This is a genomic window from Nonomuraea sp. NPDC059007 (assembly GCF_042740555.1).
Classification (GTDB): Bacteria; Actinomycetota; Actinomycetes; order Streptosporangiales; family Streptosporangiaceae; genus Nonomuraea.
On sequence record NZ_JBHYJD010000004.1, the window covers coordinates 339,489 to 357,282 of the forward strand.

Consider the following 17,794-nt stretch of genomic DNA (forward strand, 5'->3'; position numbering starts at 1 on the left):
CGTGGCACGGGGACACGAAGCGGTTGGTGGGCAGGCGGAGTGGGCGGGGTGGCTGACAGGCGCGAGGTGGCGGGAGCGAGAAGGCAGGGAGGCAGGGAGGCGGGGAGGCCCGGAGGTGGCGAGGCCGGAGACGGGGAGGCCCGGAGGTGGCGAGGCCGGAGACGGTGAGGGTGGGGGTGGTGTTTGGGGGTGGTGGGGTGGGAGAAAGGTGGGTGTTGTCCGGGGAAAGGTGGTTCACCACTACTCTGGGGCGCGTCGTGTGATCGGGGAGAGGTGACATGCAGACCAAGAAGGACCTCTACCAAGCGCACCGCCTGATGCAACAACGCCTGGGCATGGCGCTGCTGCAGGCCGAGCCGGATGTGCCGGAGTCGCCCCTGCGCCGCCAGAACATCGCGATGTTCGGCGGCATCCTGGTGGCTGTTCTGATCATGGCGGTGTTCGGGATCTGGGGTCTGGTCAGCCCGGGTGGTGCCACGAAGCTCACCGAAGCGGGCCAGCTCCTGGTGGAGAAGGAAACGGGCGCCAAATACGTCTACAGCCAGAAACAGAGCAGGCTGCTGCCGGTGGCGAACTATGTCTCGGCGCGGCTGATCCTCGACACCCCGGACGTCAAGACGCGCAGCGTGGCGTCGGCGTCGCTGGACGAGCTGGCCAGGGGGCCGCTGGTCGGCATCCAGGGGCTGCCTGACTCCCTTCCCCCTCGGGACAAGCTGGTCAAGGCGCCCTGGTCGGTCTGCGTGGTGGACGGGCCCGACCCTGCGGGGGGCGTGAAGCAGTACACGACGATGATCGGCGGGATCGACGTCGGCGGGCGGCCGGTCGGCGCCGGGGTGATGGTCGTCATGGACGACCACGGTCAGAAGTGGGCGATCTGGAACAACCACCGCATGCGGATCAACGACTCCGGTGTGAGTGCGCTCAACGCCAAGCCACGCAAGGTCCCCGCCTCGTGGCTCAACGCGGTCAAGGTCGGCGTCGACTTCGCGGGGCCGAAGGTGGCCGAGCGCGGCAAGAAGGTACGCGGCCCGGACGGCAAGGTGACCGCGATCGTCGGCCAGGTGTTCAAGGTGCCGTCGATGACCGGGGGCCCCTCACGCTGGTACGTCCTCCTGACCGACGGCCTGGCCGCGATCACCGAGACCCAGGCCCTTCTCCTGCTGGAGGACCCGGCCACGAAGAAGGCGTACGGCAACCGGAGCGCCCAGCCGATCCAGATCGACGCCGCCTCCGCCAACGCCTCCCCGTCCCGCCAGCAGATCGCCGGCGCCGGGCTGCCCGAGACCCTGCCCAAGGCGATGACGCTGCCCGCGACGGCGCCACTGTGCTCGGTGTACGGCGACACGCTGAAGGGCTCGTTCTCCGCCAAGATCACCGGGGGCAGTTCGCTGGCCCTGCCGACCCCGGCGTCGAGCGGCGGCCAGGACCGGGTGGACCAGATCCTGCTGCCCCCGGGCAGCGCGGTGGTGGCGGGACAACTGCCCGGCGACGGACAGATCGGCTCGATCACCACCTACTTCCTGATCAGCGATCAGGGCGTCCGTTATCCGCTGCAGTCGGGCGACCAGATCGCCAAGCTCGGCTTCGAGGCCGGCGACGTGGCCCCGATCCCCGGCAACCTCCTCCAGCAGATCCCCACAGGCCCCACCCTCGACCCGGCCACCGCCCTGTCCCCCCTGACCGTGGCCAGCCGGTAAAACGTGCCGAGCCGGTAGAACCGTGCCGAGCCGGTAGAACGGTAGCGAGCCGGTAGAACCGTGGCGCGCCAGCAATAGTGGCGCGCCGGTAGAACACAGGACCATGCCGACTGCACCCCAGGCAACCGGCAAAACTCCTGACGGCCGCCAAGCAGACACCCCCAAAGAACACCAAACCTACCCTGACCCCCTGTCAAGGCACTAGACCGGAAAAAGGCCCGCACATTAGGATCACTTCCGGTCGTGACAAAAGGGGGATCATCGGTGTCAGAAATCGAGCGGGACGAGCTGACCTACACCGCCTCCGGCCTACGCGACGGCACCCACGGCTACACCGACGAAGCAGCGGCCATCCGCCTCATCCGCAACGCCTACCAGCACGAAGCCCACCTGACCTTCTCGAACTTCGGCATGGTCCCCGGCACCGGCGACCTCCACGAGGCCTACGCCGAGCGCCACACGGAACTCGTCCACTATCTGGCCAACCTGACCACAGCCATGGAAGACGCCGCCCAAGCCCTGGCCGCGGCCGCCCGCAACTACAAAACGGCCCAGACCGCGAGCAGCCAACGGTGAACACCTTCGACCCCGCGCCCCTCGTCGATCTGGTCACCAACCTGGCCTACGCGGCCAGGAACATGGGCAGCGACGCAGACGAACGCCGCCTGCAGGAGGCGGCACAGGCGCACCGGCAACTCTCGCGCGACCTCGCGCTACTGGCCGAAGACCCGGTCCACGCCGCGATCGCCGGCTGGAGGGGCCAGGCGGCCACCGCGTTCCGGGAACGCTGGGGCAAGGTCTCCGACCCGAAGGTCATCGCGGAGATCATCAGGACCAACGAGGAGGTCGCCAGGATTCTGGAGGCTTCGGCACAGGCGTCACACCAGACGAAAAAGGCCCTGTACGAGCTGCTCCGCACCATCCTTGAGGCCATCGCGATCGGTTACGCGCTCTCGTTCGTCTCGGCGGGCGTCTCCGCGGCACTCGCGTACGGCAGGGCGATCCGCGCGGCCGGCCAGGCGGTGGGCCTGCTGAAATGGTTCCAGCTCACGGCCAGAGCCCTGGGCCTCGCCCTGCGACGCCTCCCCCGGCTGAGTGGGACCGGGCCGCTGGGCGCGTTCGACGCGGCGTTCACGAGCCGGTTCGCCACCACGCTGGCCGGCTACAAGAACGTCTACAAGATCGGCTTCAAGGCGATCATCGGCACCCAGATGGCCGCGCAGGGCCTGTCGGGCAACAGCGTCTTCAACCTGAGCCCGATGACGTTCACGCAGGCTTCGCGCATCGCGACGGCGGCGGCAACGTTCGGGTCGCTGGGCAAGGTGATCCTCTCGGGCGGCAGGGCGATGGCCGGCCGTAAAGGATGGGAGTTCGGCGCGGGGCTGCTGCAGGGCGCGTCCGGCTCGACGTGGGCGGCCAGCCTGGTGAAGTCCGGCGGGGACATCGGCGTCTCCGCGGCGGCGTTCGGCGCCTTCGTCTCCTCGCGTAATGGCATGATCGCCCTCAACCCGGCGCTGGCCGTGCTCAAGAACCCGCTCACGGCGGGTTTCCGCGTCATCATGCCGCTCAGCACACCGGCCGACGTCGGGAACGTTCCACGTTTCGAGGCACCGGAGCCCGGCGAGGTGCGGAAGGTGGGTTTCGTGCCGTTCGAGGGCGGCTCGCTCGCCGACATAGCCGCGAAGGTGTACGGCGACGCCGCCCGCTGGCCGGAGATCTACGAGGCCAACAAGGACACCCTGGGCTCCGGCACCACCCCGAAGCCCGGCACCCTGCTCAGGGTGCCCCTCGACCCCTAGATGCCAATCTCGGGCAAGATGCTGGTGTCGGGCTCCTTCATCTTGGGCATCGGGTCGTCGCCGATCGTCAGCTCGGCCGGATTCCAGACGGCCTTGGCCTCGATCAGGTTCGGCGCGCTCTGGTTCAGCGCGGACATCATGGGCAGCATCCGGGTGAACTGGCCGAAGGCGGCCCCGGCGATGGCCACGACGGCCGAGGCCTTCCAGATGAACTTGGTGTGGGAGCCGAACACTTCCTTCAGGCCCTTCCAGAGGCCGAAGATGGCCCTGGAAGCGGCGACACGGGCCTGGGCGTGCATGGGCGGGTACACCGTGGACGCCAGCACGTAGGCCGCGATCATGGCGATGACGAGGGCGTACGCGCCGACCAGCCAGGACAGGAAGTGGGTGACCGAGGCGGAGGTGTCAAGTGTGCGCCCGGCCCCCTGGCCGCACCGGTCGATCTCGTCGAGCGACTTGTCGAGAAGATCGACCTTTCCCATGAACGCCTGATAGGCCTCGCCGGTCCAGATCTTGTCCTTGCCCGCGTTCACCGCCATCGTCCGAACCGACTCACGCAGGAGCTTGATGGAGGACGACGACGGGCACTGGTCGTCGATGGAGGTGGTGGCCACGCTGAGCCAGTCCTGCGAGGCCTTCTTCATCGCGGCGGGATCGGAGATGATCAGGCCGAGTATCGCCGCGATCGGCGCGGCCTCCGGCAGCACCACGGTGGCCGCGGTCACCTCGGCGAAAGCGTTGCGGAAACGCTCGAAGTCGTCCTCGTAAGCCATGCCGGTCGGTCACTCCTTGCCGAGTACGGGCGGTGCGATGTCCTCGTCGCCGCCCCAGACGCCCTCATCCTCGGCGAGGTACGTGGAGCGTTCGCGGTCCTGGTTTCCGTCGCCGCCGGCGCCCGCGCCGCCCATGGGCGCCATCGGCATCATGGGCATGCCGCCGCCGTTGAGCGCCTTGGCGATGCTGCCCATGCCGGCGGCCCCGCCGAGGCCGCCGCCCGCGCCACCCCTGCCCAGCCCGTTGTCGGCGCCGGAGAAGCCGCCGGTGCCGGTGCTGGTGGGCATGCCGGTGAGCCGGCCGTCCGGCAGGGTGGGCGTCCGGTTGGTCAGGTCGTTCAGGCCGGGCACCTTCGGATCCACGCCCGCCAGGTCCGTCTTGGCGTCCTGCAGCCTCTTGTCCAGATCGCCGGTGTCGAGGTTCGGCGTGTTGGTCGTCGGCAGGTTCGGGTTGGGCATGTTGGGGCTCGGGGTGTCGGAGCCCGGCCGGTTGCCCAGGTTGCCGTAGTCCGGCTGCTTCGGCGTGTCGATCTTGTCGTCGATCTTGTCGATCTTGTCGGAGTCCTTGGGGTTCTTCAGGTTCAGGTCGTCCAGGTCGGTCGGCTTCTTGCCGAGGTCGCCGGGACCCTTCATGTCGTCGGGACCGGGCATCTTGAGCCCGTCGCCCGGTCCGCCGGGGCCCGTCTTCAGGCTCGACGGGTCGAAGCCGGCGCCCGTCGGCATCTGGGGTCCGGGCCCGCCCTGAGGCCCCGCGTTGGGCGGGGGCTTGCTCTTCTCGTGGGCGTCGTCGACATGCTGCGCGACGTCGCCCAGCGCCTTCTTCCAGGAGTCCAGGACTTCCTTGCCGTCGGAGAGGGCCTTGGCGGCGCTGTCGACGGTGTTGCGATGGGCCACGTTGAAACCGCCGCCGATGAACCCGAAGGTGCCGCTCGGCATGTCGATGACTCTGGTCTTCTCGCTCAGGCTCGTCAGGTCGCCACTGCGGTTCCCGATGTTGGTGCCGAGGTCTCTGACCAGTTTGGTGTTCATCTCGAACCCGCGATCCTTGGTCGCTGGGTCGACGACCGTCGCTCCGGGCATGGTCAAGCCGGCGAACGGGTCGGACGCGCTGGAGCTCCCTGTTTCCGCCACTACGCCCCCAAAAAGCTGATCACATCCATCCCATACGTTACGCCGATCCCACGCGTGCCGTACAGGAAACTTCTGGACATGTCGCCGAGAGCACACTTTGTGGGCCTAAAACCCACTGAGCAGGCACAACTCCACATCGACGCATAATTGTTATGGAGAGTTAACCTGATCTTCCCGGCAAGGTGCGACGTATGGTGACTAATGTGACCAAAGCGCCGACATTGTCTGACGTGGTATGTCAGCAGGTCACGTCAAGGCGCACCAGTGAACCAGCTGAAGGAGAAACGTGGGAGCCGAGCCGCAGACTCAAGTAAGCCAAGCCGACCTGACCGCCGCCATGCACCTGATCGAGAAGGCGGCCGAGGACATCCGGAAGATTCAGCTGAATCTCGACATGGCCGGTGCGTCCCTCAAGACCAACTGGGTCGGCGAGTCGCATGCCGCCTTCAACGCCGTGCACGTCAAGTGGCACGAGCGCATGGACGTCATCCTGGGCAGCCTGCGCCGCCTGGCCGCCAGCATCCAGGGAAGCGGCAAGAACTACGCCGAGTTCAACCGCGAGCGGACCGAGGCGCTGAACAGCATCGCCAACCTGATCAACCAGGCGCCGGTCACCCGCTGAACCCGTTCTGACCTCCCAAGACTGGAGACCACGTGTCCGACGACATCTACGACGTCACAAAGATCAACTACGGCGGCCTCTCCGAGGGCGAGACCGAGTTCGGCACCGCCTTCAAGAGCCTGGTCACCACGCTGGAGACCCTGCAGACCGAGCTCGACAAGAAGACCGCGATCTGGCAGGGCGAGGCCAAGGTCGTCTACGAGAGCGTCAAGGTGACCTGGCAGACCGAGGCCAGGGACCTGGCGCAGTTCGTGGACCTGCTGGCCAAGAACATCAATATCACCGGCATGAACATGCGGCAGGTCGAGAAGGTCAACTCGCAGATCTTCGACGGCCGCTAAACCGGTCCAGGGGGGATCGTGGGAGACTCTGGCGGCGTAGACGTAAGCCGCAAAGCGATCAAGGCACTGCGGACCGACCTAGAGGAAGCGCTCGGGATGCTCGATCCCACGCTCAAGCAGGGAACCCCGGCCCCCGGGATGAAGCCGGTCCTGCGCCCGGAGGGTGAGGCGTTCCAGGTAGGGCGTGGGGATGCGCTCTCGGGTTTCTGGCCTGCCGCCACCGGGTTCCAGACGAGCACGATGAACGCGGTCACGACGGTCTCGAACTCCTACAACATGATCAATGCGCAGGTGGGCAACGCGATCGACCTGTTCACGCAGGTCCTGAAGAACCTCGACGCCTTCGAGACCGGCGGGGCGGGCAAACCCGGCCAGGCGGAGGTCTGAGGAAGGGGGGTCCGTGCCCGAACAAGAAGGCACCATCAAGTACCAGATCACCAGCACGGAGTTCGACGGCGCGACGCTCGACATGCTTCGCGAAACGCTGAAGAACAACAAACCCGAACTGGTGAAGCTGGCGGCCGCCGAGCTCTCGTCGGCGAAGAAGCGGCTGGACAACCTGGTCGCCGTCCTGGACAAGCACCTCGCCGCGCTGGAGACATCCTGGCCGGCGGGCGACGACGCCACGATGGTCAAGGACCAGCTGCGCAGGCTCAAGGGATCGGCGGAGAACGTCTCCAAGGCGATCGCGTACGAGTCCGGCGGAAAGGCGTTCGGGGTGGCTCCCGCGCTGGTCTCGCAGGCGACCCTGCTGGCCGCGATGGGCGGCAAGAGCGTTCCCAAGGATCCGGGCAGTGACATCTCCTTCCTGGAGGCCGCCTACGAGGGCGGCACGGCCGGAACCGTGGTGGGCGCGGGGGTCGGCTTCTTCGTCGGCGGCGTGGGCACCGTCCCCGGAGCCGTGATCGGCGCCATCTCCGGCTCGATCATCGGCGGCATCACCTCGTTGTTCTCCGACACCCCCTTCGCCAACCTGTTCGGCGAGTCCAAGGAGGAGAAGGAGCGCAAGCTCGCCAAGGAGCACATCCAGAAGCTGAGCGAGCTGACCAAGATCAACAACGATCTGTTCCCCGACACGCTCAGAACCAACACGCCCGACTGGAACTTCACCTTCAAGGACCCGGCCCTGTCCCCGTACAACGGGTCGATGCCCAACGCGGGCGGACTGCCGACCGGGACGAACGTCGCCTTCGACCCTGACGCGCTAAAGGGCTTCGACCCGAGCCTCAACGGAGACCTGAACGCCGGCAAGCCCGGCCAGATCCCCGGGTTCGACGCGTTCGACCCGTCGAGCAAGCTGCCGGGCGGCGCCAACCTCAACGGCACCGGCATGGACGGCTCCGGCCTCGACGGCAGCGGCATGAACGGCGACGGCATGAACGGCGACGGGAACCTCAACGGCGGCGCCCCCAACGGGAACCTGCCCGGCACGCCCGGCTTCGACCCGAACGCGCTCAGCGCCCCCAATGGCAAGGGCGGCCCGGAAACGACCCTGGCCGGGTACAACCCCGAGCTGTCCACGTTCAACAGCGGCAACCCCGCCACCACGTACGGCAACAACGGAGTGGGCGCCGGCGGCCCGTCAGGCGGCATGAGCAACGGCAACGCCAACGGCGCGATGGGCGCCGTGCGGGCGTACGGCGGCGCGGGCTCGATGACGCCGATGATGCCCATGACCAGCGCGGGCAACAAGAGCGAAGAGGAAGAGCGGGAGCGCAGCACCTGGCTGCTGGAGGACGACGACGTGTTCACCAGCGACCAGAAGACCACCAACCCGCTGATCAACGGCAAGTCGAAGGGCAAGGCATGAGGCCCCCGGACGACTGGGGCCAGGCGCCCCCCTCGCTCGAACTCACTCCCAACTGGCCAGGGCTGGACGGGTACGGGGACCACGACGGCCCGCACATCGACCACACGCGCGTCAAGCAGATCCTCAAGGTGCTCAGGGAGGATCTGGGCGCCCTGAAGGGCAAGGCGGGCGAGCTCAGCGCGGGTGGAAGCGGCACCCCCGCGGACCTCAAGACCGCGGGCTACATCGGCCCGGAGCAGACCGGCAAGTGGGATGTCGCCAACTACTTCGGCCAGAACGCCACACAGGCGCACGAGGTGCTCAACGGCAAGTATCTGATGCTCATCGACCATGTCGAGAAGCTGGTCGAAGGCATCGAGAAGGCTGTGCGCAACTATGAAAAAGGCCACCAGGACAGCAGTGCTTAGGATCGGCAATGGCTGAGAACAAGGGCTGGGAGCCCATCCGGATCTACGACTACCTGGGCGACTTCGAAGAAACCAAGCTGACCAGGGACGAGATCGACCGGCTCCTCCAGGCCACCGACCCGGACAAGGTCGCCGCCGCCGGCCAGGCGTTCCTGACCGCGATGGAGCTGGTCGGGCCGCCCGACGGCAACCCCAACGCGGCGGAGGCGGGCCTCAAGGGCGCCCTGACCCGCGCCGCCACGGAGCTGGCGAAGGTGTGGCGCGACGACGGCGCGACGACGGCGCAGAACACCCTGCGCGCGCTGCACGCCACCGCAGGCGCGATCGGGGACGCCATGATGCACACGGCGGCGCCCCTGTCCGCCTACGCGCACACGTTGCGCCAGTACCGCTCCACCATGCCCTCGAACGCGACGCCGGAGAAGACCGGTGAGGTCGGCGGCACGACGGGCGATCCGGAGACGAACACTCCCAAGACGCCCGACGAGGCCGCGCGGGCGCATCTCAAGGCGCTCAACGGCGAGATCATCACCTACAACGGGCAGTTCGCCGACGGACTGGCCTTCGACTTCCCGGCCATCACGCCGATCGAGGTGGCCACCAAGAAGTCGGCCAAGATCGACCCGGGTGATGGCTCCAACGTGCCCACCGGCAAGGACGGGACGTGGCAGGGCGACAACCAAGGCACCGGAGGAACCGGCGGCACCGGTGGCACCGGAGACACGGGGAACGACGGCGTCCAGAAGCCCGGCGACCAGACACCCGGTGACAACAAGCCAGGGGACCAGAATCCGGGCGACGACAAGCCCGGAGACGACAAGCCCGGCGGCGACAACAAGCCTGGAGACGACAAGCCCGGAGATGAGAATCCGGGTGAGCAGAATCCGGGCGACCAGAACCCTGGTGACAAGGCACCGGGCGACGACAAGCCCGCGGACCAGAAGCCCGGCCAGGAACAGGAGAGCGTGCCCCCGGTGATCGGCGGCGAGCCGAAGACCGAGCTGTCCGACTTCCAGAACAACCCGCCGACGACACAGACGCAGACGCCCACGCCGACCACGACGCCGATCACCCCGACGACCACCGGCAACCCGCTCACCCCGACGGGGGTGATCACCAACGGTCAGCCGCCGCCCGGCACGGGCTACGGCACCGGCTCGACGGGTGGTCCGGGCGCGACGCCCGCGGTCCTTCGCGGAGGTACGCCCGGAACCAGCTCACCGTTCATGCCCTTCATGCCGGCGGCAGGAGGCGCGGAGAGCGGCGGCTCGGAGCGCGACCGGGACATCTACGACCCGGAGGGCGACGTCTGGGCCGTTCCCCATCACCTCAGCCCGGACCGCATCGGCTGACCCCTCACATGTCCATACGATCGCGGATCCGGTCGAGTTCGCCCATGGCATCCTCGACCACGCGGTTGTAGGCGGATTCCGCCATCCGGACGTCGGCGAGCATGCCGTCGGGGTCGTTGGCGTGCCGCATCGGGTTCTGGTCGCCGAAGGCCTTGTCCATGGCCTCCGCGATCTGGCTCTGGAGGTGGGCGATGGCCTCGGAGATCAGCAGCTTGATGCGGTCGGCGAGTTCGCCCGAGCTCAGCCGCATGGCCTTGGGATGGAGCGTGAGTTCGCTCAGGCCCGCGCTGGTGTACTCGACGAAGACCAGCCCGTCCTCGTCCTCCGCGCGGCCGACGAGCTCGGACAAGGTCTGCTGGAGCTCCCCCACCTTGGCGAACTGGCGCTCGGCCGACCGCATGACCTTGTCCAGGTCCTCGGCCCGGAACTCCCCTTCTTTCACGAAGCCCCTCCAAAGGGATGAAATTTTCGGAGAAGCCTACTTCACGCGGGCCCGGAGGTTCACGGCTTGCCCGCCGGCGCCGGGGCCTGCTTGGGCTCGATCCAGTCGAACTTCTCGTGCCCGTCCGGCAGCGCGCCCGGCTTGGGCGGCGCCTTGAACGACGGGTACTTGCCGCTGTCGAAGGTGATGCTCTTGAAGTCGATCGCCGCGTCGCCGCCCGGCGTCACGTAGCCGAACTGGTGGCGCTTCTTCAGCACCGTCGTCATCACCTCGCCCGCCGCCTTCAGCGTGGACGACAACGTCATCGTCAGGATCGCCGTCGTCGCGTTGACGCCCAGCGTCACGAACTTCTCCAGCAGCATCCCGGCCACCATCGTGTTGGGCAGCGCCTGCAGCCGCTTGGCGAAGATCAGCAGGCCCACCGCGGCGACGGCCAGGTTCGCCATCCGCAGCCAGAAGTTCCGGTAGCTGGCCGCCACCTCGTCGATCATGCCGCCGACGTCGCCCAGCGTGGAGCGCAGCGCGCCGATCTCCCGGTGGAAGATCCACAGCACCCGCTCGAACTCCTCGCGGTCGCGGGCGATCCAGCCGTCCTTGGAGGTGCTGATGAGCTGCGGGAGGAGCTGCTTGATGCCGTCGTCCAGCCGGGCGGCGACGCCGTTCTTCCAGTTGCTGGCGGCCTGCGCCATGCCGGGCTCGTTGGCGATCATGCCGCCCGAGATGATGATCGCGGGCGACAGGCCGAGCCCGATCTTGCCGACCTTCTTCAGGTACTTGTGCACCTTCGCGCCGAACGGCTCCGCCGCCGGTGGCGGTGAGGCGGGCACCACCGGCCCGGTGCCGGGCGGGCCGAACGTGGGCGTGGCGTAGGGATTGCCCGCATGGAACGGCACCGCGGTGGACGGCGTATAGCTCGGGATCGGCGTGGGCGGAGGATAGCTGGGCGGCGGCGGGTAGCTCATCAGCGGTACCTGACCTTGCTGGCCTCCTCGGCGGTGCGCCAGTTGCGCCTGGCCTGCTCCAGCCCGGCCGACCAGCCGTCCACGGCGCCCCCGGCCTCGCCGAGCGTCGTGTCGGCCCAGGTGCGCAGCTCCTCGTAGGCCCCGCCCATGATCAGCCCGCCGAACACCCCGAAGCCGAGCCCGTCCACCTGGGTGGTGCCGACCAGGCCGCGCACGAAGTCGACCGCGACCGCGAGCTCGTTGTCGACCCGGCCGCGCAGGTGGGTGATGGCCGTGGAGGTCACGTAGATCTCCTGCTTCGGCGCGGCGGCGATGCCGTTGGTCCCTGTGTTCGCTGAGGTGCCAGGCTGATTTATTGCCACAAATCCGGATTCTTGCCGACATTCAGCGCCATCCCTGCCGATAGCGCCGTTTTTCATGATCGGTTCAGCGAGCCGTCAGCCGGCGCTCGCCACCGGTTAACCCGCCGCCGGTGGCCTTCCCCTCATGGAGTACAGCGAACACGACCTGGACGACCTGGTCCGGGCCAGCGAACGCGGCATGCGCGAACTGCTCGACGCCATGGAAGGGCTGAAGGAGGCCTCGGGAGTGGGCGAGAGCCGTAGCGGCATGATCAACGCCGCAGTCGGCCCCAACGGCCGGATCAGCAAACTCAAGATCGAGGCCCGCGCGATGCGGCTCGACTCCGCCGAGCTGGCCGAGCAGGTGGTCGAGGCCGTCACCGCCGCCCAGGACGACCTCGACCGCGCCACCCGCGCCCTGCTGCCGCCCGGTGAGAACGCCGACCCGGCCGCCGTCATGCGGCAGTTCGAGGACCTCCAGGACGGCTTCGCCCGGGAGAGCGACGACCGCGTCGACCGCCTCCAGCGCATGCGCACCCGCGACCGGGACGAGTAGGCGCGGGTCAGCCGGACAGCCCCCGGATCCACGAGTACACGTCCAGCACGCCCAGAGCGAGCGGGAAGAGCGCGACGATCAGGATGACGTCCACGATGTCCCCGGCCCGGCCCCAGAACGGCGAGGGCCGCCCGGCGGGCAGCCAGAGCCCCAGCCCGAGCGCCAGTAGCGCGGCCCAGAGCAGTCCCAGCGCCAGCCCGGCCGCCGCGACCGTCCCCATGCCCGTGCTCATCCCGACGCCCAGCGCGACCAGGCCGGCCACACCGGTGACCAGCAACCAGACACGCTGGCCGAGCCCGTGGTAGACCCGCGAGCGCATGATCAGGGCCAGGCAGAGCACCGCGGCCATCGCCACGGCCATCCACGTGGACTCCATGACCAGGAGCACGAGCGCCCCGGCCCCGGTCAGCGCGAGGCCGATGATCATTCCGGTGGAGTAGCGGCGGGCCTGTCCGGTCCGCTCCAGCACGGCCGCGCTGTCGAGCCGCTGGTTGTCGGCGCGCAGTTCCTCGGCGTTGGTCGGCAGTTCGGGCAGCGGCACCCTGGCCATCTTGAACGACAGCCCGGGAACCATCGGGCTGAAGGCGATCAGCAGCGTGACGGTGATCGCGGCCACGCCGGCCGCCGGGACATCGAAGATCATGACGATGGCCGCCCCGATCGCGCCCACGACCGTGGCGATGGCCGTACCCAGGAATCCCGCGACGCCGTCGGAGGTGAGCGCGGCGCCGAGCGTGGCCACCAGTGCGGTGCAGGCGAGCGCGGCGAGCAGTTGCGGGGCGCCGACCACCCCCGAGCTCAGCGCGAACAGACCCCCGAGGAAGGCGTACGGCAGGGCCGTGTAGCCGATCAGCGCGCCGGCGAAGGAGTTGCCCACGGCCCGCGACAGCACCGTGCCGACGATCAGCAGCACCAGCGCGAGCATCCCCGACACGACCGCGAGGCTCACCGCCGATCCGCCGGCCAGCATGAGCGCGGGCGCCCCGAGCGCGAGCAGCCCGGCGGCCACCCCGACGCCCATGGCCTTGGTGTGGCGCTGCTCCCAGCGTCCGGAGCCTTCCTTCACGCCGGTGGCCACCACGTCGGCCACGTCGTCGAAGAGGGCGGCGGGCATGGCCGCCTCCCGGGGACGCAGATAGAGGATCTCCCCGTCGAGCACCCCCAAAGCGCCCAGCGACTGCCCGAGGTCGAGCGGCGCGCCGCCGAGGCGCTGCAGCACCCAGCCGGGGTCGGAGGCCGCCTCTCCGCCCGCCTCCCCCAGCGCGCGCAACAGGCCCGGCATCACGTGCGGCAGCGGGATGTCCGCGGGAAGCGCGAGGTCGGCCCTGCGGCGCGGGGCGACGACGGTCACATGGCAAAGGGGCGTCAGCGGGGCCGGGGCCTGCGGCAACGCGCCCTGCTGGATGGGCTGCATCGGCTGTTGCATCGGATGCTGTATCGGCTGATGAGCGAGCGAAGTCACGACCGTTCCTCCTCCAAGGGACAGGCCGAACATATCGGGACATTGCATCTGGTATGAAGGTGATCTGCGACAGGAGGTTTCACCACCAGTGAGCATCGTTGTAGTCCGGCGCCCGGAACGCCGACCCAGCCCGCAACCTCCCCGAGGGGAGATTCTGCTGGAATCGCCCCCCGAGATCCCCGAGGTGCAGCCCGCAGGGCTGATGGGCATGCTCACCTGGGTGCCGATGCTCGCCGGGGGCGCGGCGATGGGCCTGATGTTCACCGCGGGCGGCAACTCCAGCCCGCTCATGTACGTCGCCAGCGGCCTGTTCGCCGTCTCGATGCTCGGCATGTCCATCGGCCAGATGGGCCGCAACGCCGGCGAGCGCAAGAATCGCCTCAACGGCCTGCGCCGCGACTACTTCCGCTACCTGGCCCAGATCCGCCGCAAGGTCCGCAAGGCCGCCGTCCAGCAGCGCGAGGCGCTCGAATGGAGCGGCCCCTCGCCCGACTCGCTGTGGTGGGTGGCCATGGGCCCGCGCCTGTGGGAACGTCGCCCGCGCGACGACGACTTCGGCACGGTACGGCTCGGCACCGGCGTCCAGAAGCTGGCCGTGCAGCTCGTCCCGCCGGACTCCAAGCCCGTCGAGGACCTCGACGCGCTGTCGGCCGGCGCGCTGCGCAGGTTCGTCCGCGCCCACTCCACGGTCTCGCAGTTGCCGGTGGCCGTCGCGCTCAACTCCTTCGCCCGCATCCACCTCAGCGGCGACCCGGTGGCCGTCCGCGAGCTGGTCAGGGCGATCATCGCGCAGCTTGCCGTCTTCCACTCCCCCGACGACATGCGGATCATGGTCTGCGCCGGTCAGGAGTGGATGCCGCACTGGGAGTGGGTGAAGTGGATGCCCCACGCCCTCCACCCGGAGGCGCGCGACGGGGCCGGCCAGGTCAGGCTCATCACCGACAACATGGGCGAACTCGACCAGATGGTGGGCGACGAGCTCAAAGAGCGGGCCAGGTTCCGGGCCGGGAGTCCAGCGGACGCGCTGCCGTACCACGTCGTGATCGTGGACGGCGGGACCGTGCCGCACGACTCCCAGCTCGGCACCGACGCCATCCAGGGCGTCACCGTGATCGACCTGTCGGAGTCCACGGGCGTGGTCGAGGAGCGCAGCATGCTCCGGCTGGACGTGCAGGCGGACGGGTTCCACATGGTGAAGATCGACCACGCGGGCAAGCGTTCCACCACGCGGCTCGGCGACCCCGACGCGCTCGACTTCCTGCGGGCCGAGGGCCTGGCCCGCCAGCTCGCGCCGCTGCGCGCCTCGGCCGTGTCCGGCGGCGGCGAGGCCCAGGACATCCTGGGGGTCAACACCTCGCTGACCGACCTGCTCGGCGTCGGCGACCCCAGCAGGCTGCACCCCGCCGTGACCTGGCAGCCGCGCGCGGGCCGCAACCGGCTGCGGGTGCCGATCGGGCTCGGCGCCGACGGCCGTGTGGTCGAGCTGGACATCAAGGAGTCCGCGCAGGGCGGCATGGGCCCGCACGGCCTGGTCATCGGCGCGACCGGCTCCGGCAAGTCGGAGCTGCTGCGCACGCTGGTGCTCGGCCTCGCCATCACACACTCCTCGGAGATCCTCAACTTCGTCCTCGTCGACTTCAAGGGCGGCGCGACCTTCCTCGGCCTGGAGACCCTCAAGCACGTCTCCGCGGTCATCACCAACCTTGAGGACGAGCTGCCGCTGGTCGACCGTATGCACGACGCGCTGCACGGCGAGATGGTGCGCCGCCAGGAGCTGCTGCGCTCGGCGGGCAACTACGCCTCGCTACGCGACTACGAGCGCGCCCGCGAGCAGGGCGCCGACCTGCGGCCGATGCCCACGCTGTTCGTGGTGCTGGACGAGTTCAGCGAGCTGCTGTCGGCCAAGCCGGAGTTCATCGACCTGTTCGTCATGATCGGCCGCCTGGGCCGCTCGCTCGGCGTGCACCTGCTGCTGGCCTCGCAGCGCCTGGAAGAGGGACGGCTGCGCGGCCTGGACACCCACCTGTCCTACCGGATCGGCCTGCGAACCTTCTCGGCGATGGAGAGCCGGGTGGTCCTGGGCGTGGCCGACGCGTACGAGCTGCCGTCCGCGCCCGGCAACGGCTACCTGAAGTTCGACACGACCGGCATGACCCGCTTCAAGGCCGCCTACGTCTCCGGCGCCTACGTCGCCGACCCCTCCGGCGCCGTCACCCCCGACGGCCGCGCGCCCTCCCACCAGATCTTCGAGTACGGCACCGCCTTCGTCCCCCTCCCGGAGGAGGACGAGCCCCCCGCGCCGGAACCGGACGAGGAGGACCAGCAGGAGGAACCCGCCGGCGGCGGCCAGAACAGCCTCCTGGACGTCGTCGTCGACCGCCTGTCGGAGCACGGCCCGGTGGCGCACCGCATCTGGCTGCCGCCGCTCGCGGAACCGGCCACGCTGGCGCACCTGCTGCCGCCGCTGACGGTCACCCCCGAGTTCGGCCTGTCCACCGCCGACTGGCCGGGCAGGGGCAAGCTGCACGCCGTCGTCGGCATCATCGACAAACCCTTCGAGCAGCGCCGGGACCCGCTCTGGCTGGACCTCTCCGGCGGCGGCGGCCACGTCGGCCTGGCCGGCGGCACCCAGAGCGGCAAGAGCACGACCCTGCGCACGCTGGTGGCGGGCATGGCGCTCACGCACACGCCCCGCGAGGTGCAGTTCTACTGCCTGGACTTCGGCGGCGGCTCACTGGCCTCCCTGGAGGGCCTGCCGCACGTGGGCGGCGTCGCCACCCGACTGGACGGCGACCGCGTACGCCGCACAGTCGCCGAGATCTCCACCATCCTGGAGCAGCGCGAGCGCGGCTTCGCCGAACAGGGCATCGAGTCGATCACCGCCTACCGCCGGATGCGGGCGGAGGGCACGATCGAGGGCGACGGCTGGGGCGACGTCTTCCTGCTCGTGGACGGCTGGCTCACGCTGCGCCAGGACTTCGAGGGCCTGGAGCCGACCATCACCGACCTGGCCGCGCGCGGGCTCGGTTACGGCATCCACGTCATCGCCTCGACCAACAAGTGGTCGGAGTTCCGCCCCAGCATCCGCGACCTGTTCGGCACCAGGATCGAGCTCAGGCTCGGCGACTCCTACGAGTCCGAGGTCAACAGGAAGAAGGCGCTGGCGGTGCCCGAGGGCGTCCCGGGCCGCGGCCTCACCAAGGACGGGTTCCACTTCCTGTCGGCGCTGCCGCGCATCGACGGCGTGCAGAACCCCGACGACCTCGCCAACGGGGTCCGCGGTCTCGTGCAGGCCGTACGCGACGCCTGGAAGGGCCCCCAGGCCCCGGTGGTACGCCTGCTGCCCGCCGTCCTGCCCGTCGCGACGCTGCCGGGCCCCGACCAGGCGGCGCCGCACCAGATCCCGATCGGCATCGACGAGGCGACGCTCCAGCCCGCGCTGCTGGACTTCGACAACGACCCGCACTTCATCGTGCTGGGCGACAACGAGAGCGGGAAGTCGAACCTGCTGCGGCTCGTGGCCGAGAGCCTGGTCGCCAGGCAGACGACCGCCCAGGCCATGATGATCATGATCGACTACCGCCGGGCGCTGCTCGACGCGGCCGTCGGCGACCACCGCATCGGCTACGCCGCCTCCAGCGCGGCCGCCACCGAGATCATCAACGACGCCAAGGGCGCGCTGCTCAGCCGCCTGCCCCCGGCCGACCTGACCCCCGACCAGCTCCGCTCGCGCAGTTGGTGGGCGGGCTCCGACCTGTACATCTTCGTCGACGACTACGACCTGGTGGCCACCTCGTCCAACCCGCTGCTGGGGCTGGTGGACCTGCTTCCGCAGGCCCGCGACATCGGCCTGCACATGATCATCTCGCGGCAGATGGGCGGCGCGGGCCGGGCGATGTTCGACCCCGTCATCCAGCGGATGAAGGACATGGCCAGCCCCGCGCTCATCATGTCGGGCAGCAAGGACGAGGGCTACCTGTTCAACAACGTACGGGCGCAGCCGCTGCCTCCCGGACGCGGCACCCTCGTCGACAGGAAGTTCGGCACGCGCCTCATCCAGACCGCCTTCCTCAGCCCACCGGAGACCGAAGAGTAGGAA

The 17,794-nt window shown here is 69.1% G+C and carries 17 protein-coding genes; 11 read left to right on the forward strand and 6 right to left on the reverse strand.

All coding sequences use genetic code 11. The annotated features are described in order from the left end of the window. Nucleotides 1-278 precede the first annotated feature (278 nt). The 3 genes from eccB to ACFWY5_RS08940 all read left to right on the forward strand — a co-directional run bounded on the left by eccB (nt 279) and on the right by ACFWY5_RS08940 (nt 3,496). Entirely contained in the window at nt 279-1,697 is a 1,419-nt protein-coding gene (gene eccB, locus ACFWY5_RS08930; RefSeq protein WP_379609981.1) for a type VII secretion protein EccB, read from the forward strand. A gap of 264 nt (nt 1,698-1,961) precedes the next feature. Beyond that, complete coding sequence (locus ACFWY5_RS08935) at nt 1,962-2,273, forward strand: hypothetical protein (RefSeq protein WP_379630981.1); 312 nt, start codon at nt 1,962-1,964, stop codon at nt 2,271-2,273. Continuing rightward, nucleotides 2,270-3,496, forward strand: coding sequence for a LysM peptidoglycan-binding domain-containing protein (locus ACFWY5_RS08940; RefSeq protein ID WP_379630982.1), 1,227 nt, complete (start codon nt 2,270-2,272; stop codon nt 3,494-3,496). The genes ACFWY5_RS08935 and ACFWY5_RS08940 overlap by 4 nt, the downstream gene beginning before the upstream one ends. On the opposite strand, the gene ACFWY5_RS08945 is transcribed toward ACFWY5_RS08940, so the two are convergent. Together ACFWY5_RS08945 and ACFWY5_RS08950 are read right to left on the reverse strand one after the other, a co-directional pair. Next, nucleotides 3,493-4,269: a hypothetical protein gene (locus ACFWY5_RS08945; protein ID WP_379609984.1), complete on the reverse strand. Its 777-nt coding sequence runs from the start codon at nt 4,267-4,269 to the stop codon at nt 3,493-3,495. The genes ACFWY5_RS08940 and ACFWY5_RS08945 overlap by 4 nt on opposite strands. Nucleotides 4,270-4,278: 9 nt before the next feature. Next, entirely contained in the window at nt 4,279-5,298 is a 1,020-nt protein-coding gene (locus ACFWY5_RS08950) for a hypothetical protein (RefSeq protein ID WP_379630983.1), read from the reverse strand. A gap of 388 nt (nt 5,299-5,686) precedes the next feature. Here ACFWY5_RS08950 and ACFWY5_RS08955 point away from each other — a divergent pair, with 388 nt between their 5' ends. From ACFWY5_RS08955 to ACFWY5_RS08980, 6 genes are all read left to right on the forward strand, one after another. Then, entirely contained in the window at nt 5,687-6,022 is a 336-nt protein-coding gene (locus tag ACFWY5_RS08955; protein WP_379609986.1) for a WXG100 family type VII secretion target, read from the forward strand. A gap of 32 nt (nt 6,023-6,054) precedes the next feature. Further along, nucleotides 6,055-6,363 carry a WXG100 family type VII secretion target gene (locus ACFWY5_RS08960; protein WP_379609987.1) on the forward strand — a complete coding sequence of 103 codons (309 nt, stop codon included), beginning with the start codon at nt 6,055-6,057 and terminating at the stop codon, nt 6,361-6,363. A 96-nt stretch (nt 6,364-6,459) separates the two neighbouring features. Then, entirely contained in the window at nt 6,460-6,750 is a 291-nt protein-coding gene (locus tag ACFWY5_RS08965; protein WP_379609988.1) for a hypothetical protein, read from the forward strand. 13 nt (nt 6,751-6,763) lie between these two features. After that, the gene (locus ACFWY5_RS08970) at nt 6,764-8,173 is read left to right on the forward strand and encodes a WXG100 family type VII secretion target (protein WP_379630984.1); all 1,410 of its coding nucleotides are present in this window, start codon (nt 6,764-6,766) and stop codon (nt 8,171-8,173) included. Beyond that, nucleotides 8,170-8,580: a hypothetical protein gene (locus tag ACFWY5_RS08975; RefSeq protein WP_379609990.1), complete on the forward strand. Its 411-nt coding sequence runs from the start codon at nt 8,170-8,172 to the stop codon at nt 8,578-8,580. The genes ACFWY5_RS08970 and ACFWY5_RS08975 overlap by 4 nt, the downstream gene beginning before the upstream one ends. An 8-nt stretch (nt 8,581-8,588) precedes the next feature. Next, the gene (locus ACFWY5_RS08980) at nt 8,589-9,932 is read left to right on the forward strand and encodes a hypothetical protein (protein WP_379630985.1); all 1,344 of its coding nucleotides are present in this window, start codon (nt 8,589-8,591) and stop codon (nt 9,930-9,932) included. A 4-nt stretch (nt 9,933-9,936) separates the two neighbouring features. Here the strand turns inward: ACFWY5_RS08980 and ACFWY5_RS08985 are convergent, their stop codons facing one another. From ACFWY5_RS08985 to ACFWY5_RS08995, 3 genes are read right to left on the reverse strand one after another with little or no spacing between them, the layout of a single operon-like run. Continuing rightward, entirely contained in the window at nt 9,937-10,374 is a 438-nt protein-coding gene (locus ACFWY5_RS08985; protein ID WP_379609992.1) for a YbaB/EbfC family nucleoid-associated protein, read from the reverse strand. A 59-nt stretch (nt 10,375-10,433) separates the two neighbouring features. Further along, nucleotides 10,434-11,336, reverse strand: coding sequence for a hypothetical protein (locus ACFWY5_RS08990; RefSeq protein WP_379609993.1), 903 nt, complete (start codon nt 11,334-11,336; stop codon nt 10,434-10,436). Then, nucleotides 11,336-11,620, reverse strand: coding sequence for a hypothetical protein (locus ACFWY5_RS08995; RefSeq protein ID WP_379609994.1), 285 nt, complete (start codon nt 11,618-11,620; stop codon nt 11,336-11,338). The genes ACFWY5_RS08990 and ACFWY5_RS08995 overlap by 1 nt, the downstream gene beginning before the upstream one ends. Before the next feature lie 202 nt (nt 11,621-11,822). Here ACFWY5_RS08995 and ACFWY5_RS09000 point away from each other — a divergent pair, with 202 nt between their 5' ends. After that, complete coding sequence (locus ACFWY5_RS09000) at nt 11,823-12,233, forward strand: YbaB/EbfC family nucleoid-associated protein (protein ID WP_379609995.1); 411 nt, start codon at nt 11,823-11,825, stop codon at nt 12,231-12,233. 7 nt (nt 12,234-12,240) lie between these two features. Here the strand turns inward: ACFWY5_RS09000 and eccD are convergent, their stop codons facing one another. Beyond that, complete coding sequence (gene eccD / locus ACFWY5_RS09005) at nt 12,241-13,659, reverse strand: type VII secretion integral membrane protein EccD (protein WP_379630986.1); 1,419 nt, start codon at nt 13,657-13,659, stop codon at nt 12,241-12,243. Between the two features lie 124 nt (nt 13,660-13,783). Between eccD and eccCa the strand changes: the two genes are divergently transcribed. Then, the gene (eccCa, locus tag ACFWY5_RS09010; protein ID WP_379609997.1) at nt 13,784-17,791 is read left to right on the forward strand and encodes a type VII secretion protein EccCa; all 4,008 of its coding nucleotides are present in this window, start codon (nt 13,784-13,786) and stop codon (nt 17,789-17,791) included. Nucleotides 17,792-17,794 lie beyond the last annotated feature (3 nt).